The organism is Labilithrix luteola (assembly GCF_001263205.1).
GTDB classification, from domain to species: Bacteria; Myxococcota_A; Polyangia; order Polyangiales; family Polyangiaceae; genus Labilithrix; species Labilithrix luteola.
On the sequence record NZ_CP012333.1, the window covers coordinates 5530162 to 5549679 of the forward strand.

At 67.4% G+C, this 19518-nt stretch carries 16 protein-coding genes; 10 read left to right on the forward strand and 6 right to left on the reverse strand.

Annotation, left to right across the window (positions count from 1 at the left end):
- Positions 1 to 60 precede the first annotated feature (60 nt).
- Positions 61 to 945 (forward strand): EamA family transporter, encoded by an 885-nt coding sequence (locus AKJ09_RS24365; protein ID WP_146649657.1) that lies wholly within the window; start codon positions 61 to 63, stop codon positions 943 to 945.
- Between the two features lie 12 nt (positions 946 to 957).
- Here the strand turns inward: AKJ09_RS24365 and AKJ09_RS24370 are convergent, their stop codons facing one another.
- Entirely contained in the window at positions 958 to 1776 is an 819-nt protein-coding gene (locus tag AKJ09_RS24370) for a hypothetical protein (protein WP_146649659.1), read from the reverse strand.
- A gap of 329 nt (positions 1777 to 2105) precedes the next feature.
- Between AKJ09_RS24370 and AKJ09_RS24375 the strand changes: the two genes are divergently transcribed.
- From AKJ09_RS24375 to AKJ09_RS24385, 3 genes are all read left to right on the forward strand, one after another.
- Entirely contained in the window at positions 2106 to 2285 is a 180-nt protein-coding gene (locus tag AKJ09_RS24375) for a hypothetical protein (protein ID WP_146649661.1), read from the forward strand.
- 93 nt (positions 2286 to 2378) lie between these two features.
- Positions 2379 to 6020 (forward strand): ATP-binding protein, encoded by a 3642-nt coding sequence (locus AKJ09_RS24380; protein ID WP_146649663.1) that lies wholly within the window; start codon positions 2379 to 2381, stop codon positions 6018 to 6020.
- Positions 6021 to 6043: 23 nt separating this feature from the next.
- Positions 6044 to 7531 (forward strand): PIG-L deacetylase family protein, encoded by a 1488-nt coding sequence (locus AKJ09_RS24385; protein ID WP_146649665.1) that lies wholly within the window; start codon positions 6044 to 6046, stop codon positions 7529 to 7531.
- On the opposite strand, the gene AKJ09_RS24390 is transcribed toward AKJ09_RS24385, so the two are convergent.
- Together AKJ09_RS24390 and AKJ09_RS24395 are read right to left on the reverse strand one after the other, a co-directional pair.
- Positions 7497 to 8813 carry a glycosyltransferase family 2 protein gene (locus AKJ09_RS24390; protein ID WP_146649667.1) on the reverse strand — a complete coding sequence of 439 codons (1317 nt, stop codon included), beginning with the start codon at positions 8811 to 8813 and terminating at the stop codon, positions 7497 to 7499. The genes AKJ09_RS24385 and AKJ09_RS24390 overlap by 35 nt on opposite strands.
- A gap of 140 nt (positions 8814 to 8953) precedes the next feature.
- Positions 8954 to 10852: a hypothetical protein gene (locus tag AKJ09_RS24395; RefSeq protein WP_146649669.1), complete on the reverse strand. Its 1899-nt coding sequence runs from the start codon at positions 10850 to 10852 to the stop codon at positions 8954 to 8956.
- A 230-nt stretch (positions 10853 to 11082) separates the two neighbouring features.
- Between AKJ09_RS24395 and AKJ09_RS24400 the strand changes: the two genes are divergently transcribed.
- The 5 genes from AKJ09_RS24400 (at position 11083) to AKJ09_RS24420 (ending at position 16155) form a co-directional block, all read left to right on the forward strand.
- The gene (locus AKJ09_RS24400; RefSeq protein WP_146649670.1) at positions 11083 to 12258 is read left to right on the forward strand and encodes a class-II aminoacyl-tRNA synthetase family protein; all 1176 of its coding nucleotides are present in this window, start codon (positions 11083 to 11085) and stop codon (positions 12256 to 12258) included.
- Positions 12251 to 12490 carry an acyl carrier protein gene (locus tag AKJ09_RS24405; RefSeq protein ID WP_146649672.1) on the forward strand — a complete coding sequence of 80 codons (240 nt, stop codon included), beginning with the start codon at positions 12251 to 12253 and terminating at the stop codon, positions 12488 to 12490. The genes AKJ09_RS24400 and AKJ09_RS24405 overlap by 8 nt, the downstream gene beginning before the upstream one ends.
- Positions 12491 to 12492: 2 nt before the next feature.
- Complete coding sequence (locus AKJ09_RS24410; RefSeq protein ID WP_169927818.1) at positions 12493 to 13704, forward strand: hypothetical protein; 1212 nt, start codon at positions 12493 to 12495, stop codon at positions 13702 to 13704.
- Positions 13691 to 15064: an MBOAT family O-acyltransferase gene (locus AKJ09_RS24415; RefSeq protein WP_146649677.1), complete on the forward strand. Its 1374-nt coding sequence runs from the start codon at positions 13691 to 13693 to the stop codon at positions 15062 to 15064. The genes AKJ09_RS24410 and AKJ09_RS24415 overlap by 14 nt, the downstream gene beginning before the upstream one ends.
- 83 nt (positions 15065 to 15147) lie before the next feature.
- Complete coding sequence (locus AKJ09_RS24420; RefSeq protein ID WP_169927819.1) at positions 15148 to 16155, forward strand: helix-turn-helix transcriptional regulator; 1008 nt, start codon at positions 15148 to 15150, stop codon at positions 16153 to 16155.
- Here AKJ09_RS24420 and AKJ09_RS24425 read toward each other — a convergent pair.
- From AKJ09_RS24425 to AKJ09_RS24435, 3 genes are all read right to left on the reverse strand, one after another.
- On the reverse strand, positions 16140 to 17273 hold the full coding sequence (locus tag AKJ09_RS24425; RefSeq protein ID WP_146649681.1) for a TolB-like translocation protein: 1134 nt from the start codon (positions 17271 to 17273) through the stop codon (positions 16140 to 16142). The two genes, AKJ09_RS24420 and AKJ09_RS24425, sit on opposite strands and share 16 nt — an antisense overlap.
- A gap of 66 nt (positions 17274 to 17339) precedes the next feature.
- Complete coding sequence (locus tag AKJ09_RS24430) at positions 17340 to 18176, reverse strand: fascin domain-containing protein (RefSeq protein WP_146649683.1); 837 nt, start codon at positions 18174 to 18176, stop codon at positions 17340 to 17342.
- 137 nt (positions 18177 to 18313) lie between these two features.
- Positions 18314 to 18919 (reverse strand): SMI1/KNR4 family protein, encoded by a 606-nt coding sequence (locus AKJ09_RS24435; RefSeq protein ID WP_146649685.1) that lies wholly within the window; start codon positions 18917 to 18919, stop codon positions 18314 to 18316.
- A 111-nt stretch (positions 18920 to 19030) separates the two neighbouring features.
- Between AKJ09_RS24435 and AKJ09_RS24440 the strand changes: the two genes are divergently transcribed.
- Complete coding sequence (locus AKJ09_RS24440) at positions 19031 to 19498, forward strand: YkgJ family cysteine cluster protein (protein WP_240488964.1); 468 nt, start codon at positions 19031 to 19033, stop codon at positions 19496 to 19498.
- The last annotated feature ends 20 nt before the right edge of the window (positions 19499 to 19518 follow it).

Below are 19518 nucleotides of genomic sequence, written 5' to 3' on the forward strand. Positions count from 1 at the left end.
CGTTCCTGTTCTCACTGCTCGCCGACGAGGCGGTAGGGGCGCTACGACTGGCCTCGTCTCATGTCTTCGAGCCGTTCGTTCGCTTCGTCTTCTCCTTGGGTGCCGGTTCTCGCGCTGATGGGCTCGATGGCGTCCGTCTGTGTTGGCAACTCCTTCGCCAAGACGCTGTTCAACGCCCTGGGCGCAACGGGAACGGTGGCTTATCGGATCACCGTCGGTGCCGTCATTCTGCTGGTGCTTTGGCGGCCGTGGCGGATGCACCTGTCTCGGCAGGACGCGGGACGTGTCGTCCTGTACGGCGTCACGCTCGCCAGCATGAACCTGCTCTTTTACCTGTCGCTGGGCCGGCTGCCGATCGGCATTGCCATCGCCATCGAATTCACGGGGCCCTTGGTGTTGGCGGTGGCACTGTCCCGGCGTGTGCTCGATTTCCTGTGGATCGGCTTGGCCGTGGCGGGATTGCTGATTCTCACGGTGGGCGGGCAAAGAGTCGGCAGGATCGACCCGATGGGCGCCGGCTATGCGCTCGCGGCGGGTCTGTGTTGGGCGCTTTATATTCTCGCCGGCAAGAGAGTCGCCGCGCTGCATGCGGGCCAGTCCACTTCCTTGGGTATGGCCGCAGGGGCGCTGTTCGTCGTTCCTTTTGGAGTCGCGCAGGCCGGACGGGCGTTGCTTTCGCCGTCCCTGGCGCTGGCCGGGCTCGGGATCGGATTGCTGTCGAGCGCACTCCCTTATTCACTGGAGATGGTGGCGTTGAAGCGCATGCACAGCAGGACGTTCTCCGTGCTGTTGAGCCTGGAGCCGGCGATCGGTGCACTGGCGGGCGCGGTGGTCCTGCACGAGCAGCTCTCGATCCGGCAGTGGGTGGCGATCGCGCTCGTCATTGCGGCGTCCGCAGGATGTGCGGCGACCGCCCGGGGGAGCGCGCCGCCGGTGGAGGGATAGGGATAGCGCGCGTTACGGCTTGCTCTCGATCTCGACGTCGTCGAGCCAACCGCTCCAGCTTCCACTGGGAAGGTAAAGGATACCGACGTCGATTGCCGCGTTCGTCGTGAAATACGCATTTGCCGCGGGATCGAGAGCGAGTGGAGCGATGGCCTCGGCTCCGTCGACCTTGACGGTGAGCCGGCCGTATCCCGCGCCGGTCACCGCCGGCGGCTCGAGCAAGAACTCGATCAGGCGCCATCGATTCACGCCGATGAGCGCGTTACCCACGTTCGTCTCCGGGACGGGGCCGCCGACTCGCACGTTCATCGTCTCGCCCAGGTACGCGTAATAGCCAAATCCGCTGTCGTACTTGAATTGGATTACCGATGGCCCGTTCCCCGCGCGGTCCGTTCGGAAGTGAAATCGGAACGTCACCGCGGACGAGCCAACGGGCACGACCTTGCGAAGCGACAGGTAGGCGAGAGGGGCGGCCGCGGCGTCGGCCACGAGTGCGAGTGAGCTCGGCGCCGAGTCGTAATACGATGAGGCGATCATTCCGATATCGCCGGGCAGCGTCGTCGAGTCCCAAAGCGCGGCGAGCGGTGTCGTTCGGTCGAAGTCGTCGCAGAACAGCGCGTTCGTTCGGCTCGCGCAGTACGGTACGCTCGCGTCGAAGGTGGAATCCGCCTGTGCGTCGGGTGCTGGTGGCTCGACGTTTGGGGTGCCGGCCTCGGCCTCTGACGCAGTGTCGGGCCCGCCGCCGCTCAGACCGTTCGTATCGACGATGAGCCCGCAGCCGCCGAGGAGACCGAGCGTGAGCGCGAATGCACAGCGTTGGCGCGTGACCACAAATGCTCAATATCACGCCAGTGTTTCTGGCAGGCGGAGATGTCGTAATCGAACGACACGTGATCCCGACGGATCGTTTTCCTCTCCGCGCCATCGCGGTCCACCAGCGTCGGCCAGCCCGATGATAACTTCATGCGTCGTGATTCGGCTTCATCGACCCGTCCGAATCGAGCAGGACGAACTCCGCGCGTGGGCGTACGACGTTGATCCGTCACCACCGGTGAACGCCGATCTCGACGTGTGGGACCTGATGCTCACCGAATGGTTCGCGGACGATCGCCTCTACGTCGAGCTCGCGGCCGACGACACGTGTCCCAAGCGGCTCGTCGATGAGTCGCGAGAACGAGGCGGACGCACGGCAGTATGCCGAGCAGCTGCTCATCCTCGTGCGAGGCCAAGGCGGCTCCGACCTACGGGAGCTTGCAACGAGGCTCGAACGCTTCCTCGCCGATCCGACGACCATCGCCGATGAGTATTGGCACGGAGGACTGATGCAAGCTCATGCGTAGAGGCCCATAATCGTCCAGCTCGCGTCGTGTTTTGCAACGGTTTGTAACAAACGCTTTGACGCATCGAGCAACGAGTGCCAGCGTCGGGCGCCCGTGGGCGTCTCGCTATTCGTTGGAGCGAAGGACGGCGTCGTCGTCGAGTCGAAGAAGGTAGGTCGCCGGAAAACGGCCGTCTCCGCCGTCTTCGTATGCGCGACACTCGTTGGTTCCTTGTTCGTGTCGGCGACCGCGTCGGCGCAGCCGGCCCGTGCGAACGCGCCCGACGCGGCGGGCTGCGAACCGGTTACTCGCGAGCTGGAGGCCTCACGTCAGGAGGCGTCGCGGGCACGCAGCGAGGCCGAGGAGCAAGAGCGCAAGGCCACGACCTGCGAGGCCGAGCTCGCCACGACCTCGAAGCAGCTCCACCAGAGCTCGGACGCCGCGAAGACCTGCGAGGACGCCAAAAGCCACCTCTGCTCGGCGACGTCGGCCTTCGCCGACGACCTCACGAAGGGCCGCGCGCAGGCGGCCTCGGAGACGGGCTGCGTCTCGGGCGAGCAGCAGACGAAGCTCGACGCGCTGGTGAACGGCTGGAACGGCACGGCGACGTGGCTGAACCAGCTCGCCGCGTACGAGGCCGGAGAGACCGACACGCTCCCGCGGGCACGCAGTGTCGGCGGCACACCCATCGAGCGCACGATCCAGCGCATCGCGCGTAACGGCGGCGGTCGCGCGTTCCATCGCCGTCTGCTCATCGAGGCGCTCCAGATCGTCGCGCCTCAAGCCTGGAATCGCATTCGTGCGGGCGGGACGACGGGGATCGACGCCTGGTTCTCGGCAACGACGCCGCTCGACGCCGAGATCCCGAACGAGGTTCATCGCGCGCCTGCCGGTGTCCCTGGTCCTGCCGGGCCCCCGCTCACGGCGGCGCTGCACCTCGTCCGGGCCTTCAAGGTCGCGGCCCACTGCGAGCCGTCGCCCACCGAGGGCAGCGAGTGCTTGCGCGCCCGGCAGCTCGAACAGCTCCTCGAGTCGAGCGGCTCGCTCGTCGTGCGACGGCGCGTCCAGGAGATCTGGGCCAGCGACTGCACGACGCTCAGACCCGAGGCGATCACTGGATGGTTCGACGAGCTTCCAACGGCGCACGGCGCGGCCGCGCCCTGGCGCGAGATCGCGGAGAACGCCTACTCGAAGCTCTTCACCTGCTACCTCGACGACGCGAGCGAGCACACGCCTTACGGGACGTGGCTGAAGGAAATGCTCCCGAGCGCGAGGTCCGTGACGGCGTCACGCCTCGAGCGCATCGACGCCGTCCGTGCCAAGTGGGACGAGGGTTCGCGCGAGGCGAAGTGCGCACGCGCCGTCCGCGCGTTGCAGAACATGGCGGTACCGGCGACGTGTTCGGTACCCGCGGGCGACTTCCGACCGGCCCTCGACGCGTGGGCGGCCGCGTCCGACAAGCTCGATGACGGCGGCGTGCCGCTGGCGATGTGCGCGCAGTTCGCCTCGCTCCTCTGGGAGGGCAAGGCCGCGTCGATCGACGGGTCGTTCTCGCGTCCGCCGTCGCTCGACGAGATGGTCGTCGCCCGGCCGATGCCCCCGACGCCGATGTGGCGGCTCCGTGAGCATTGCGAGGAGCGCGGAGGCGGGGCCACGTTCCCCGACGACGTCGCGTTCCTCGGTTCGCTCGCTCGCCGCTTCGGTGAGGCCGTCGAGAAGCCTCCGTTCCGACTCGACCCGACGACGTCGAAGCCCGTCGAGCTGCTCCGCTTCGAGGCATCGCAAGGGAACGGGCCGTGGATCGCGCACGTGGCACAAGGGGCAACCGCGTGCGGTACCCTCGGCATCGCCGACGAGCGGTGCCGTGTGTGCTCGAAGCTCTCCCCCGGAGCCGCTTACGACTGCTTGCTCGTCGACCGCCTCGAGTCGTCGTGGACGCAGCGTACGCGCGCGCTCGCGCTCGGATTCGGTGGGCTTGCGTTGCTCGTCGTCGGCGCGACGTGGCTCCGCCGACTTCTGCGCGCGCGCCGGCGCTACGCCGAGTGGGCTCGCGACACGGCGGCGTTCTTCGACGGCATTGGTCTGTCGTCGCGGCGCGATCGGTGGCGGGTCATGTTCCCCTCACGGCACGATCTTCTCGAGGTGACGTTGCCCTCCGAGCCCGCCTGGGAGCGCTGGGGTCAGACGGCCGCCGTGGTCCGTGTCCCGCCGGGGCCGCGCGTTCTCGAGCGCGACATCAACCACGCGGCGTTCGTCGCGCGTCGGCTGAACGCCTCGGTGGTCCTGCTCGAGCACGACGACACCGCAACCCCCGACCTCTCCGCCGTGCGAGCCATGCTCGAGTGGGCGGCCAAGGGCGGCACGCGCGCCGTGCAGATCCTCCCCATCAGCGTCTCGCGCTCGCGCTGGTCGAAGAGCGCGCACGACGTGCTCGATCTCGTCGAGGAATCGTCGCTCCGAGGCAACCCCTTCGAGCTGCGCGGCAGGATCGCGACGTCGACGCAGTTCTTCAACCGCGAGCGACTCGTCTCGGGTCTCCTCGCGGCGGCGCAGGCCGGCCACTGGATGGTGGTGACGGGGCTCCGGCGCTTCGGCAAGTCGTCGCTCGCCCTCGAGGTCGCGCGTCGCGTGCCGGGGCCGTCGGCCTACGTCGACATTTCCGGCTTCGACTACGAGATCGTCCACGAGAAGGATCCGAGCGTGGCCGCCGAGGCGATCCTTCGCTTCGTCTGCCTCCGCCTCACGGAGTCCGCGCGCGAGCGCTGGCCGTCGCACGCGATCCCCGCGCCGCCCGAGACGTCGATCGACGCGGCCGTCCTCACGCGCTGGTTCCGCGACTTCTCGCGTGCCTGCCGTGACGCCGCCGGCCGCCCGACCACCGTGCTCGTCGTGCTCGACGAGATCGAGCAGGCCCTCGCCGTCGGCCCCGACAAGCTGGCTCATGCGCTCGACGTCCTCGCCATCGTCCTCGGCCGTTTGAAGAGCGCGGTCGGCGATGCGGCGATGCCTGACGGCGGCACGCCGATCGGCGTCTTCCTCACGAGCGCGCTCCATCCGCTCCTCTGGGCGCCGCTGCGCACGCTCGCGCATCAGTCGATCATGGGCTCGTTCCAGCGCGTGTGCGTCCCCTGCCTATCGGACGACGCCGCGACCACCATGATGCGCAGCCTCGGCGGCCGTCAGGGCATCCGCTTCTCCGATGAGGCTCTCGCGAAGATCGTCGCCGAGTCGCAGGGCGTGCCGCTTCTTCTCCGCCGGCTCGGTGCATCCATCCTCGAGCTCTACGATGCCGAGCGCGCGCGCCAGGGCAGCCTCGGAGCGGTCGAGGTCGGCGTCGAGGGTACGGCCGAGGCGATCCTGCGCGAGAATCGCGAAGGCTCACCGCTCCGCGTCTGGATCGAGACGGAGATCGCGGCGCGCTCGACCGTCACCGGGGGGCTCCTGCGGAAGCTCGCACGCGAGGACATCGTCTCGGTCACCGAGCTCTGCGCGCTCGCCAAGAAGACTGTCGCCGAGGACTTCGACCGGACCGGCATCTCGGCGACGCTCGCACCGGACGAGCTCGAGCGTCGTTCGGAAGAGGCTGCCCACGTCATCGTGCAGCTCCTCGAGGAGAGCGGTCTGGTCGTTCCGCACGGCGATCTGACGGCGCCCGACGGATATTCGCTGCCCGAAGGCGCCATCCGCACGGTTCTGCGAGGTCGTGCGAGCACGTGGGTGGCGGCGGCCGCGGCCATCGAGCCCCGCGCAGACTGAACGCGCCCGTGATACCAAAAGGCATGCTCCGTAGAATCGCCGGGACTGCGCTCACGGCGCTCGCCGGCATGAGCGCGCTCGCATGTGGTACCTCGAGTCGTCCGGCGACGGGGGACGTCGACGGCCCACCAAAACGCTGGGTCGTGATCGCGCCCCATCCGGACGACGAGACGCTCATCGCGAGCGGCGTTCTCCTGCACATGGCGCAATCCGGCGGTGATCCGGCCGTGATCGTGATGACGAACGGGGACCTCGACTGCCTCCACGACGGGCTCGCGCGTGAGGGCGAGAGCGTCGCCGGCCTTGCCGAGCTCGGCATCAAAGAAGACCGCGTCTACTTCCTCGGCTATCCGGACGGCGGCCTCTCTCAGCTCGGGCGGACGCCGCTGCCTCCGCGCCGGAGGATGATCGACGGCGTCTGCGAGCAAGGCAACACGACGTACGGCACGCGCGGCCATGGCGGGCGCGAGTACCACCGCAGTCGTACCGGCGCCTCCGCGCAGTACACGCACGAGAACGCGGTCGCCGATCTGGCGGCCCTGCTCGCGGAGCTCCGTCCTACCGACGTTGCCATCACCCATCCAGAGGACACGCACCCCGATCACGCGGCGACCTATGCGTTGTTTCGCAGTGCGCTCGACCGCCTACCGGAGGCTCCGCGCGTCCATCGGGCGATGGTCCATAACGGAGACTGCTGGCCGACCGGAACGGCTCCGCGCGAGCCTTGCCCCATCGCGAACATCACGCCCGACCAACCCACGCCGCCGCTCTCGGGGCGTCTCACGGGGTACGTTCCGGGCGAGCGGCTACCGGTGCCTTCGAGCTGTCGGGTGCGCGATCCCGAGGTGAACCCGAAGCTCCGCGCGATCGCGGCGCATGCCTCGCAGACGCGCGGAACGCTCGATAGCTACCTCTTCGCCTTCGCGCGCAGCGACGAGGTGTTCTTTCCCGAGCGCTTCGAGCATGGCGAGCGGAGCTGGTGGCGGATCGACCGCACGGGGCGTGCGAGCCTCACCACGCAGCGGGTCAAGGTCGAGCGCGACGACGACGATCGGAGCCTGCCGCTCGCGGTTCCGCTCGTCGTTGCGGCGAGCCTCTCGCGGCCGCCGGTCGACGAGCAGGGGAGCATCGTGCGGATCGATCTGCTCGAGGACGCCTCGGGGAGCTACGAGCTCATCATCGACGCCGATCGGCGCGAGGCGTCCGTCGTTCGCACGTTCAAAGGACGTATCCCCGAGCTTTTGCGTGTGTGGCCGTTGCCGCACGATCTCTGGGCATCGAAGACGGCCGAGCCGTTCGAGATGGTCATCGAGCCACGCCCGGACGACGGTTCGGTCGCCGAGCTCGCGCTCCGGCTCCGCGGGGAGCTGGTCGGCGTCGCGGTCGACGTGCAGCCTCGCCTCCACGGCGACCGCATCGGCTACTCGAACGTGTTCGCCGCCAATGGCGAGTTGATGGTGCGCGGCGTTTCGAACGTCAGCGCGTTCCCCAGCGTTCGTCCCGCACGGTGATGAGCGCCCAGGGAAGGATCCACTGGAGCAAGAGCACGCAGTAAACCGAGTAGAGCGCGCCGTAGAGGAACCGGAAGCTCCGCTCGATGCGCAGGTAGTAGAGCGCGGTGAACGTGGCTCCAAGGAGCAGCGCGATGGCCGAGTGGACGACGACGGTGAGGTTCGTCTGGAAGGTCGTCGGCAGCAGCACGAGGCCGTAGAAGAACAAGAACAGGCGCAGGTTCGAGACCAAGAACGTCACGGCCGGCAGGACGCGATTCTTGCGCCGGTACCGCGTGAACATGAACTTCGCGAAGCTGAAGCCCTCGACGATGTAGCTTCGGTCCCAGCGAACGAACATGCGTGACATCTGCTTGTACGTCACCGGCGCGAGCGTTCGAACGATCGCGGTCCGCTGGTAGACCGTGTCGTAGCCCTGGCGGAGCACGATGTTCGTCAGCGCCTGATCCTCGCCGTGATTCACGGGGCGGCCGAGGAACGTCTGGCCGGCCCACTCGTCGAGGAAGGGGAGAATCGCCTCTCGGCGGAAGGACGAGAGGGCGCCCGGGCAGCACGCGACGCAGCGGTACGTCGACTGAGCGGCGCGCCCGAAGTCGAACGCGAGCGCGTATTGCACCTCGAGCATGCGGCTGATGGTGGTGTCGCGGTTGAGGACGACGACCTGGCCGGCGACCGCACCGATCTCGCTGTCGGCGAGGAACGGCGCGACCATCTCGCGGACCGTCTGACGATCGATCTCGCTGTCGGAGTCGATGGTGACCAGGATCGAGCCCGTGGCCGCCCGGAAACCAGCGACGAGCGCCTCGCGTTTTCCGCGGTTACCCTTGAAGCGCACGAGCTTCACGAGATCCGGGTGCTCGCGTCGCAGGCGCTGCATGTGGAAGAACGTGTCGTCCCGCGAGCCGTCGTCGACGACGATGATCTCGAGCAGCTCCGGGGGGTAATCGCAGCTCGCGACGGAGCGGATGCTGCGCTCGACCATCGGCCCCTCGTTGAACGCGGGGATGACGACGCTCACCTTCGGCCACTGCGCATCGGCAGGCGCCTCGAACGGGCGGTAGCGAACCCAGAGTCCGCTGAGCAGCGCGGTGTAGACCGACTGGATGACGACGACGATCCCGATCGGGTGGCTCATCATGCCGAGGATGGCCGTCCAGAGTGCCGGTAGTCCGCCCGCGAGCCGACCGCTCGCGCCGAGCATCCAACCGATGCTCAAGAGACCGCCGAGCAGTGGCAAGAGGCCAACGCACGCAATGAGCGCGCGGCGAACGATCCTCTGCATGCGCGCCAGGATAGCCGATGTCTCTTCAGGGGCCAGCTGCGGATGCGCGTCCGAGAACGTGCGCCGCGAGCGATTTTGTCCCGATCAGGTGTGAGCCACGGCCCGTGACAGGAGCTGGATGAGCTCCAACGTAAGACCCGTCACTTACGATGCAGGACCACGCACGACGGCCAGCGCTGGTTGAGGATGTCGAGCAGCTTCTCGCCGCTCGGCTCCTTGGCGCCGGTGGCTGCTTCGGCGAGGCATGCGGGCGGCACACGTGAGCGGCAGCGGAAGAGCTGGGTGAAGCGGCCTTCATCTCCCTGTCCGAGCGCGGCCTTCGCGATGGGCGAGCCCTCGCCCACGATGAGCATGGACACCTTCGGATCGGCGAGAATGCGCGTGGCGTCGGCCTCGGAGGCGCCGTCGGGAACGTGCAGCGCGCGCGTCGAGAGATCCGGCGGCCAAGCCAGGTACGAGAGCTCGAGCGAGGAGTCGAACGCCGTCGTCTCGCCCGGCTTCATCTTCGCGAGCGCGTCGTGGAAGCGGCCTGGCGGTCCATCGGCGCCGACCGCGTCGATGCGCTCTTTTTCGTTCATGTGCCGGTAGTCGGCGAGCGGCGGCCCCTCTCCCACGAGCGCGGGGTATGCGCGCCAGAGGCCGATGGCGGCAGCCATCGCGGTGAAGCCGAGCACGCCGCGCCGTGCCCACGGTGAAGCGAGCGTGGAGAGCTGCGAGGCCGCGAGCGCGAACACGATCCCGGGGAAGGCGAGGATGTATCGCGGGATCGCCGGATCCGGCGAGGCGAGGGTCGCCAGCATGACGACGGCGAGCGCGATCGATCTGCGCCTGACCACGAGCGCGATCGCGATGGGCAAGGCGACGAGAAAGAGGATGCCGAGGCCGCCGTAGCGCATGTCGAAGATGGGCGGAGCATCGAGCGCCGTCCACGATCGGAAGATGCGAATCGGGAGACTCCCCTCGACGCGCGGCGACGCGCAGCCCGACGAGAGGACGGCTGCCATCGGCACGTCGCCGGGTAGGACGATCGGGCCGAGCTTCATTTGCACCGGCCAGATCGGGTTGCCGTGTCTCACGAGGTTGAGCACGTACGACTCGGCGCCGAGCAAGAGCGTGACGGCGCCGGACGCGACGATGGCCCCGCGGCGCCCTGCCTTCCATCCGCGCACCGCGAGCACCGCGAAGAGTACAGTCACACCCATCGGGGCGTTCGGCTTCGAGCCGAGGAACAGGCCGAGCGCGATGCCCGCGGCGACGAGATGGTCGTTGGTCGGCTCGGCGAGCGTGAAGGCGGCCGCCGCAAGGAGCATCGCGGTCGCGCCGACGTCGATGTAGTTGGTCGGCAGCTGCAAGAAGACGGCGGGCAGCGTCAGCCAGAGGAGCCCCGCGGCCGTCGCATGATCGCGACGTGCGCCTGCCTGGCGGGCGATGACGGCGATCGCCAGCGCGCCGATGAGGCCGAGCGGGATCTGCGCGGCGTCGACCAGGCGGTCGTCCGGAAGCATGGCGCGCCAGGCGAGGAAGTAGTCCTCGATCGCGTGCGGGTAGGTGCCGAGGTACGCCATGTCCTCGGGCACCCCGGCGAAGCCGCGGTCCTGGAGGGCGAAATTGACGTACGGGAGGTGGTAGCCGAGCCCGTCCCACTGCCAGACCGGCAGGAAATAGGCGGCAAGTGCCGTCGCGGCGACGGCTGCGATGCTCACGGCGGCAACAGGCAGGACCTCGGTCGTGATGGCCTGTTGCCACGACAACCCGACGCGTCGCTGGCGCCGTACGATCATGGAGGCGATAGCGCATGCGGCGAGGCCGCCGATCATCGGCCCGCGCGAGAGAGCCTCGACCCTGCCGAGGACGCGCACGATGGTGACGAGCACGGCAATCGTGCTCACCGCCCCGAAGAGCGCACGCTCACGCGGCAAGGAGCGCGGGAGGGCGATCGCGCCGAGGCGGACGCCGAGGACCGACGCGAGCAGGATCGCGACCGGCAGTACCCCCCACCGAGACGTCTCCTCGAGTGACCACACCATTCGCCCGACCATGTGCGACGATCGAAACGGCGAAGTCAAACGGGAAGACCCTTTGCCACGGGGCGCGACGCTCGTGGCCCTCCTGGATCGTCCAGCGCGGCGGGAAGAAATGGGGCCATTCGCGGGTTTCGGAATCCCGTGAGGGTTTCATCGGTCGAAGCGCAAGCTCGGCAGGGGCTTGACGTTTGTTCGCGTGCGGGGCAAACGGAGGCCGAGGGGGCGCGCCTGGCGCCGGCTCGGGCATGAACTTTCGGATCTCGTTCGAAGAAGCGATCCATCCCGAGCTCGTCGCCGAACTCGAGAAGAGCGTCACCTACGCGAGCGCGAAGTTGCGCAGCTTCCGGGTCACGGCCGACGGTCGCGGCGCCGAGGTGGAGTGCGAACAAGGCGCGCGCGCCGAGGTGACCGACAAGGTGGGCAAGCTCGTCGGCGCGATGCTCCGCAGCTTCCGGAGCCTCGGCGAGCCGGAAGAGATCGCACGGCGCACACGGAGAGATTCTCTGCCCATCGAGTCGGACGCGTTCGCCGAGCTCGAGAAGCGCAAATGGGTACGCGTCCTCGGCCGAGGGCAGGTGAGTCTCGCGGGGGGCGCTTATGCGCTGCGGCGCTTCCTCGACGAGGCCGTCCGCGACGTCGCGAAGACCCGCTTCTCCGCGGAAGACGAGGACCATCCCGCGTTGCTCGACACGGAGGTCCTCGTCCGCTGCGGCTACTTCCGTTCGTTTCCGCACTCGGTCTGCTTCGCTTCGCATTTCGTCGAGGACTTCGACGCCATCGAGTCCTTCCGTGCGGCGAACGCGGAGAGCGACACGCTCGCGGTGCCCGAGCCTTCTGCGCTCACGCACTCCGATGCCGTGCTGCGGCCGGCGGTGTGCCTGCCCGTCTACCGCGAGCTCGAGGGAGCGTCGCTCCCACCGGGAGGGATCACCATTACCACCTCCGGCAAGGCGTTCCGGTACGAGTCGCGCAACATGGCCGGCCTCAAACGGCTCTGGGATTTCTCGATGCGTGAGATTGTCTTCGTAGGCTCCGCGGAGGACGTCGAGGGGCAGCGTACGCGGATGATCGAGGCGGTGACCTCGCTCATGGACGCGTGGGACCTCGGCGGCCGTCTCGTCGCTGCGTCCGATCCGTTCTTCGCCACCGTGCGCGGTGCAAAGGCGCTCTGGCAGCGAAGCCGCGCCGCCAAGTACGAGATGATGGTCGAGGCCGGCCCCGAGGCGATCGCCGCCGGCTCGATCAACTTCGCCGGCACTCTCTTCGGAGATGCCTTCGGTATTCGCACCAACGAGGGCGAGATCGCGACGACCGCGTGCGTCGGCTTCGGCCTCGAGCGGCTGGTCCTTGCCCTATTCAGCCAGCATGGCTTCGCGCGCGAGCGCTGGCCCGGCGTTCTCCGTGAGGTGGTCTTTGGCTAAGCGTTCGCTCTTCGAGGTGATTGGTCGGGCATTGAACGTCCCCATCGCGTCCGTCTCGGACGCATCCAGTCCAGAGACGCTCCGTCGATGGGATAGCCTCCGTCATCTCGACCTGATGAACACGGTCGAAGACGAGTACGACGTTCGCTTTTCGGCGGCCGATCTGGCGAAGGCGCGGTCGGTGGGGGAGATCCGGCGTCTCCTCCACGAGAAGGGGATCGACGCAGCTTGACCGTGGTGGCGCGCTTCTCGACCGCCCTTCGAACCGTCGCCGCCGCGGCGGCCGTCGTCGCTGCCGGGGCCGTGCCCCTGCGGATCGCCACCTCCTGCTTTGCTCCGTTCGAGCCTTATCCGGGTCACACGTCCGACTACGGTGTTGCGCGTCCGCGGGCGATTCGGGAGGCCTTGCCTTCGATCGCCGATCGCCCCGAGCCCGTCGCGCTCGTGCTCGGCAGCTCGGGCGTGGCGCGAGCATTCGTTCCCTCGGTCTTCGACGCGGCGCTTGCCGGGCGTGGCAAGCGCTACGTGTCGTTCAACCTTGGGCAGCTGCTCTTCCAGCCCGAGACGGCCCTTGCGATGGCCAAGGACATCCGAAGGACCTTCGAGGCCAAGCACAAACGGGTCGGGCTCGCCGTCGTCGGCATCGCGGAGCCTGACATCAATCGCGACGCGATCCGCGCCGCACGCAAGGCCATGCCGGATCAGGCCTTCACCTTCGCCAGCCCCGAGGTGCTCGTCGATCGCGCACACGTCGATCCGCTCGGTGCGCTCGGTGACGGTCTCGGGCTGCTCTTCTTCGGCAACGTTCGCCCTTCGCGCGTCGGTCTCTGGATCGAGGAGGCGATCGAGGCGCGGCTGCCCGCATGCAACTCGGGCCTCAAGCAGCCGCCGGAGGGCAAGGAGGCGACAGCCGCACTCGCGTCCTTCTGCGACGAGCTCCGCGCTCGGTTTCCACGCGGCGTTCCACCCTGGAATCCCGCGACGCGCGGCGGACTCGATTTCGGGCTGCCGGGCACTCGCGCATCGCTCGAGCGGATGATCGCGCTGCAGCCGAGCGACGTCTCGTCGCCGCCGCCCCCGGCTGTTCCTCCCGATCCTTTCGCGAAGGCGCCCGACAACGTCGACGAGAACGAAGTCCGCACGATGATCGCGGCGGTGCGCGAGATCGCGGCGGTGAGCGACGACGTCTTCGTCCTCCGCGACATCATGAATCCTGCCGTTCTGGCGAGCGTGCCGCCCGCGCAGAGCGCGCAGTGGCGGGCCATTGCCGCTCGGATTGCCCGCGAGGGAGGCGCAAGGATCCTCGACTTCAACGACGGCTCGGTGACCTCCGCCGACTTCGGGGATCGTACGCACTTGAATCCGCTCGCCGCCGAGCGCTTCTCTGCGCTCCTCGCGTCGCGCCTGCGCCCCATGGTGCAGAAGGACCACCATGCGTCTCGATAGCGGCGCGTTCATCGCCCTCTTCGCGATCTTCTTCCTCGTCTACTCGGCGGCGCCGTCGCCGTGGAAGCGCTGGATGCTCGTGGCCGGCAGTGTTGCCTTCTACGCAACGCTCAATCCTCGCTACGTCCCGCTGCTCGTCGGCCTCGGCGTCTTCACCTTCGTCATCGCCTCGTACATCCATCGCGAGACGATCGCCTTCCGCCGGGACGTCCTGCTCTGGGTCGGCGTCGGTGTCGACCTGCTCGTCTTCGTCTTCTTCAAGGGCGCGGCCCCGGCGGCCCACGCGCTCTCGGCGCTGGGGGTCGGCTCCTCGTCGCTCCTTCAGGTCGCGGTTCCTCTCGGCGTCTCGTTCTACACGCTCCAGGCCATCGGCTGTCTGATCGACGTGCACCGCCGTGTGTACGAGCCGCCGCAGAACCTCGTCTCGTTCCTCGCCTCGTTCACGCTCTTCCCGCATCTGCTCGCCGGGCCGATCGTCCGCTCCTCGTTCCTCGTGCCGCTCGTCGAAAAGGTCGACGCCGTGGCGTGGCCCACCGCGCGGAGGGCGCTGCTCCTCTTCATGGTGGGGCTCGTCAAGAAGGGCATCGCCGACAAGCTCGCCCCCGTCGCCGACGCAGCGTTCGACGCAGTCCATCCCATCTCGTCGCTCGAGGCTTGGACCGGGCTCTTCGCGTATGCCGCCCAGCTCTACGGCGACTTCTCGGGATACACGGACATGGCCACGGCGCTCGCGCTGCTCCTCGGGCTCGATCTGCCGCCGAACTTCGATTTGCCATACCTCGCCACGTCTCCGGCCGACTTCTGGCGCCGCTGGCACATCTCGCTGTCGAGCTGGCTGCGTGACTACGTGTACATACCGCTCGGCGTCCGCCTTCGTCGGCGTCGCTACACGAACCTCGTCGCGACGTGGATCGTCGCCGGCCTCTGGCACGGTCTGAGCCCGCTCTTCGCGCTCTACGGTCTTTATCACGGCGTGCTCCTCGCCGGCACCGACTGGCTCTCTCGACGCGTAGGCGGCGACGACGAGGTGCGTGGGATCCGCCGCGTCGCTCAGACGGCGCTCACGCTCTACCTGGTATTCATGGGCTACGTCTTGTTCCGTGCGCGGGATGTCTCCGCCGCCGGTCGCTACTTCGTGGCGCTGCACGCGTTTCGGGCGCCTTCGGGGGCTGTGCGCGGTTCGCTCTCGGTGATCGCCGCGTGCGTTGCGGCGGTCGTCTTCGGCCATCTCCTCGATCACGCGATGCGACGCTCGGCCCTCGAACGTCCGTGGATCCTATGGCCCGCCATGGCGGTCGCCGTGACGTGCCTCGCCCTGGTCAGCGGCGCCGCGCAGCCCTTCATCTACGCGGGCTTCTGAGAACGCCATCGTCGCGTCACGTAGCGGAGCGAGAAGCGCCGAGACGAGCTAGGCACTTTGTGCTTCTCTACGACGAGGTGGGCATGACGAAGGAAGGCGCGCTCCTCGATTGTCTCGCAGCGAGCTACCGGCTCGATCTCGACGGCCCCGAGTACGTTCGTCACCTCGTCGAAGCGGCCGTACCACTGCTCGACCGCGGGCTCGGGGTCATCGCGTACACGTACGACGCGAAAGACGGCGAGCGCCCGGTCATCGATCACTTCGCCACATCGAAGCGCTTCGATCCGAGTTGGCTCCCTCCCTACTACGCGGCGGTGGAAGCCGCGGGATACGCCGGCCCGCCGTATCCTACGGGGTTCGAGACCTGGAGGCACATGATGTGCGGCCAGGCGAGCGCTGTCGCGAAGATGCGTCCCTATTTGCCATTCTTCGCTCACATCGGAAGATCACGCGATACCTTCGCTGTGAATGCGCTCGATGCGAGCGGCCAAGGGCTCTGGCTGGGAGCGCCGTTGCCATCGACGACGAAGGTCTCGGCGGCGCGTATCACGCTCTTCACGAGATTCTCCGCGCACCTCGCGTCTGGGCTCCGCTTGCGGAGGAGCGCGCAGCGTTCGAAGCCCAAGGCGTCTGCGGTTTTGTCGCCGACCGGCGCGCTGCTCGACGGGAATGACGGTGTCGTCGAGTCGCGGGAAGAGCTCCGACGCGCGACGCTGGCGTTCGACCAGGCGCGCACCAAGAAGATGCGTGCCGACGTCGAGCTCGCGACGAGGCGCTGGCGGCCGCTCGTCGGCTCGCGCTGGTCGCTGATCGACGACTTCGATACCGACGGGCGGCGTTTCGTTCTTGCCGTGGAGAACTCCCCGCCCACGCGGCCGCCGCGTACGGATCTCAGCGAGCGCGAGCACCAGGTGATGACCCAAGCACACCTGGGCCACACGGACAAAGTCATCGCGTACGAGCTCGGGCTCGCGACGTCGACGGTGCGCGTGCTGCTCCATCGGGCGATCCGGAAGCTCGGAGCCACCACGCGGCGCGAGGCGCTCGCGCGGTTCGACGCGCTGGTCAAGGAGCGTCAGAAGGACGGATAGCAGCTCTTGCCATCCGTCGTGATCGCGGTGTCGGTCGCCGACGCTGCGCTGACGTCGACGAGGTGGAGATTCAGCGTCGAGTCGACGTCGTTGCGGATGCAGTAGACGATCTTCGACGTGTCGGGCGAGATCGCCGCGCTGTAGATCGTCGAGCCCTCGGGCGGCACGACGAGCGACGACACCGTGCCGGCCTTCATGTCGTACGCGAGGAGGCTCGGCTTCCAGTCGACGTCCGAAGTCCCTCCGATGAAGAGAAAGCCGCTCCCGTCCGAGATCCAGCTCGCCTTTTCGAGAAAGACGTCCACGTTTCCGGCGCTGCGACCAGACGCGACGAGCTTCTTCGGCTTCGTGCTGCCGTCCGCGGGGTAAAGGTAGAGACCGTCGCCGTCGCCTTGTCCGGGGACGCACACGCTGTGGATGAGGAGAAACTCGCCGGTCGCTGGGTTGCGAGCCGGATGGAGAACCGAACAGCCGAACGAGGTGGGAAAGCTCGACGGCGGCGCGCCTCCGTCGGTCGGAACGATCCAGGGGACCGAACCTCCCGCCAGGCCCGTGCTGTCTTGCCAGTAACTGCCGAAGTCGTAGAGCAGCCGAGAGCCGTCTGCGTTCCACATCGGGTTTGCGACGTCGTAGGTGAACCCTCTTCGGCCTTGAGCGTCTTTGGGGAAAGTCGGTGTGAGGCGGCGAAAGTCCGTGCCGTCGACGGCGAGCGTCCAGATCGCTCGCGTCGCGAGGCCCGTCGCGGTGTCCTCCGCCGTCGGGCCGTAGAGTGAGGCGATGGCAATCCGGCGGCGATCCGGCGAGAGCGAATACCCCTGGATTTCCCAGCCCGGACTGCCGTCGCCAGTCAGATCGGTGACGACGCGCTCGTCGCCGCTCGTGAGATCGCGCGCGACGACGAGGTCGTGATCCTTTCCCTCGTGGCGGAGGTAGAGGAGCGTGCCGTCGGCGAGTTGCGAGCCGTCACCAGCGATGCCGCTCGAGCCCGACGAGCCCGCGTCCGATCCTGACGAACCCGATGGCCCAGACGAGCTCGACGAAGCCGGTGAACTGGGCGTGCATGCGGGGACGACGACGCAAACAATGGCCACGACCGAAGTCCAACGACGAAGGATCATGGCACGAGCCTAGGAAGGCTCGCGTGGTGTGGCCAGCGCGCAAGGATTTACGTAAACACGACGCCTTCAATTTCTCCGTACGCAACCGTAGGGCTGAAGGAGCTGTCCGTATGGTGCATATTGCATGCAATTGGCCGGGTACTCGTGGTGGTCGTTCCCGCACCGGGCGCTGCTCGAGCCTTGGGCCATCTTGCAGCAGTAGTAGCCGGCCGAGTCGAATCCGAGACTGCTCGCGGAGCTCGAGGGATCTCCGTAGATGTCACATCCAGGCTGACCGACGAGCGTGTAGCCGTCGGGCGGCAGCGGCGGGGCAGGGGGCGGCGGCGGCGCAGACGGTGACCACGTGGTACCGAGCGGGCTCGGATCGGTCGTGAGGCGGTTCCGAACCGTGACCGTAAAGGTCTCCCACTCGGCGGCCTTGGTGCGGTCCGCCTTGACCTCCGCGCCGCCTCCGCGCTCGGCGACGACGTATCGGCCGTCCCACGCGCGCAGATTGATCTTGTCGTTCGAATGAAGGGGGCCGCTCCCACCCACTTTGGTGATCGTGAAGGTCTCCCACGTGCCGGCAGCGTCGCGATTGGCCTTCACCATCCCGTTCTCGGCGACGACGTACTTCTTATTTTGCGCGCGCACGTGAACCTTGTCGCCGGAGACGAGGTCGCCGCCGTTCAGGTCGATCACGACGAACCGCTCCCAATCACCGGCAGCGTTGCGGTCCGCTTTGACCTCTCGACCGCCGCCCCATTCGGCGACGACGAATTGACCGTTATAAGCTCGGAAGTTCAGGATGTAGACGGACCCGGTCGCGCCTTGAGCGTCCGCGCGCTCGGCAGGCAGCGTGCCCACACCGACGATAGCGACAAGCAATGCGAGTGCAGCAGCATGCGTGATCTTGCGTTTCATCAGCCCATTGATGCACGTGACGAATATCCAATCAAAGGTGCTGATGTTTACGTAAACCGCTGCGTATGTCGAAATGCATCTCTACGGCTTCCAGCAGCAGCGACGTCGCTGGGATGCCCGCCGCGGGCCAGACTCAGTCAGTCATCGCGATCGATAGGCTCGATGGGATATCCCGGCAGTCGTTCGGCCAAGAACGCTTCCAGGCCTTCGCGTTCTTCGACGTTGCCGTCCTCCTTGTCGAACTTCCAGAGTCCTGCCTCGAGAGACTCGACGAACGACGTCAGCCAAGCGTCGAAGCTCGGAGCAACGATGTCGCGATCGCTATCCTTGTTCCAGAACTCGAGCACCTGACCAGGCTTGCCGCCTGCGTGCGGAAAACTCCCTTTCGGATCCCAGACGAGCAAGCTACCGCCGCCATTGTGGAGAAAGGGCACCCACGCCGCGTGCCACCAATCCTCGGAATCGAATTCGCCAGCCTCGGCGAGCTCGGCGAGCTCTTCGTGCCTCTCGACCGCTTCCTCGAGCGGCATGAGATTTCGGTTGTGCTGAATGGCTTCGAAAGAGTCCTCCGAATTGCCGTTTCGCCAGCGATAGAGCGCTCTCATTCCGTCGGGGAGTGTCACGCCGAGCTTCTTCTCGTGCTTCGAGATCTCCGCGTCGGAGAGTCCCGCTTGGAGTCCGGCGAGCGCCTCGGGATGATTCTCACGCAGCCACGTTTCGAGCCGTCGAACGACCTCGTCCATCGTCGGGTCCTCCCTCTTCGTGACGAAGACATACTCGTTCCGGACGACCCTCACGTGAAGAAGTTGGAACGATGCTCGTCTAGCTTGGAAAGGCAGCGTAGCTTGAGCGACGTGGACGCCGAACTAGCGACCCTTTGTCAGGCCTGCGGGCTCTGTTGTGACGGCTCTCTCTTCGGGCGCGTCCCGCTTGCTCCGGGAGAGGCCGCGTCCGCTCGCCGAAACCGACTCCTCGTGCTCGACAGCGAGAGAGGCTTCGAGCAACCCTGCACGGCGCTTTCGGTGCGTGACACCCGTTCGGGACCGGAGCATGTGTGCTCCATCTACCGCGAGCGGCCCACCGCCTGCCGCAGCTTCGCCTGCCGTCTCTACGATCGACACGAGCGGGAAGGAGGTCCCCTCGAACCTCGCCTCGCTGCGGTGCAGCGTGTCCGTCAACTCGTCGCCGATCTGCAAGCCCAGGGCCTGAGCCCGACCGACTTCGAGGCCGATCCTGGAAATCCCTCGCGCCCCAGCGAAAGCGCGAAACTGGCGTATGCCGAGCTGATGCGACGACTCGAGGAAGACTTCGCGCGCGCGTGATCAGCCTGTTACGGGGCGGG

Coding starts and splice junctions, on each gene's coding strand:
- AKJ09_RS24365 (WP_146649657.1), top strand. CDS start 61: ATGTCTTCGAGCCGTTCGTTCGCTTCGTCTTCTCCTTGGGTGCCGGTT.
- AKJ09_RS24375 (WP_146649661.1), top strand. CDS start 2,106: ATGAGTCGCGAGAACGAGGCGGACGCACGGCAGTATGCCGAGCAGCTG.
- AKJ09_RS24385 (WP_146649665.1), top strand. CDS start 6,044: ATGCTCCGTAGAATCGCCGGGACTGCGCTCACGGCGCTCGCCGGCATG.
- AKJ09_RS24390 (WP_146649667.1), bottom strand. CDS start 8,813: ATGCAGAGGATCGTTCGCCGCGCGCTCATTGCGTGCGTTGGCCTCTTG.
- AKJ09_RS24395 (WP_146649669.1), bottom strand. CDS start 10,852: ATGGTCGGGCGAATGGTGTGGTCACTCGAGGAGACGTCTCGGTGGGGG.
- AKJ09_RS24400 (WP_146649670.1), top strand. CDS start 11,083: ATGAACTTTCGGATCTCGTTCGAAGAAGCGATCCATCCCGAGCTCGTC.
- AKJ09_RS24415 (WP_146649677.1), top strand. CDS start 13,691: ATGCGTCTCGATAGCGGCGCGTTCATCGCCCTCTTCGCGATCTTCTTC.
- AKJ09_RS24420 (WP_169927819.1), top strand. CDS start 15,148: ATGACGAAGGAAGGCGCGCTCCTCGATTGTCTCGCAGCGAGCTACCGG.
- AKJ09_RS24425 (WP_146649681.1), bottom strand. CDS start 17,273: ATGATCCTTCGTCGTTGGACTTCGGTCGTGGCCATTGTTTGCGTCGTC.
- AKJ09_RS24430 (WP_146649683.1), bottom strand. CDS start 18,176: ATGAAACGCAAGATCACGCATGCTGCTGCACTCGCATTGCTTGTCGCT.
- AKJ09_RS24435 (WP_146649685.1), bottom strand. CDS start 18,919: ATGGACGAGGTCGTTCGACGGCTCGAAACGTGGCTGCGTGAGAATCAT.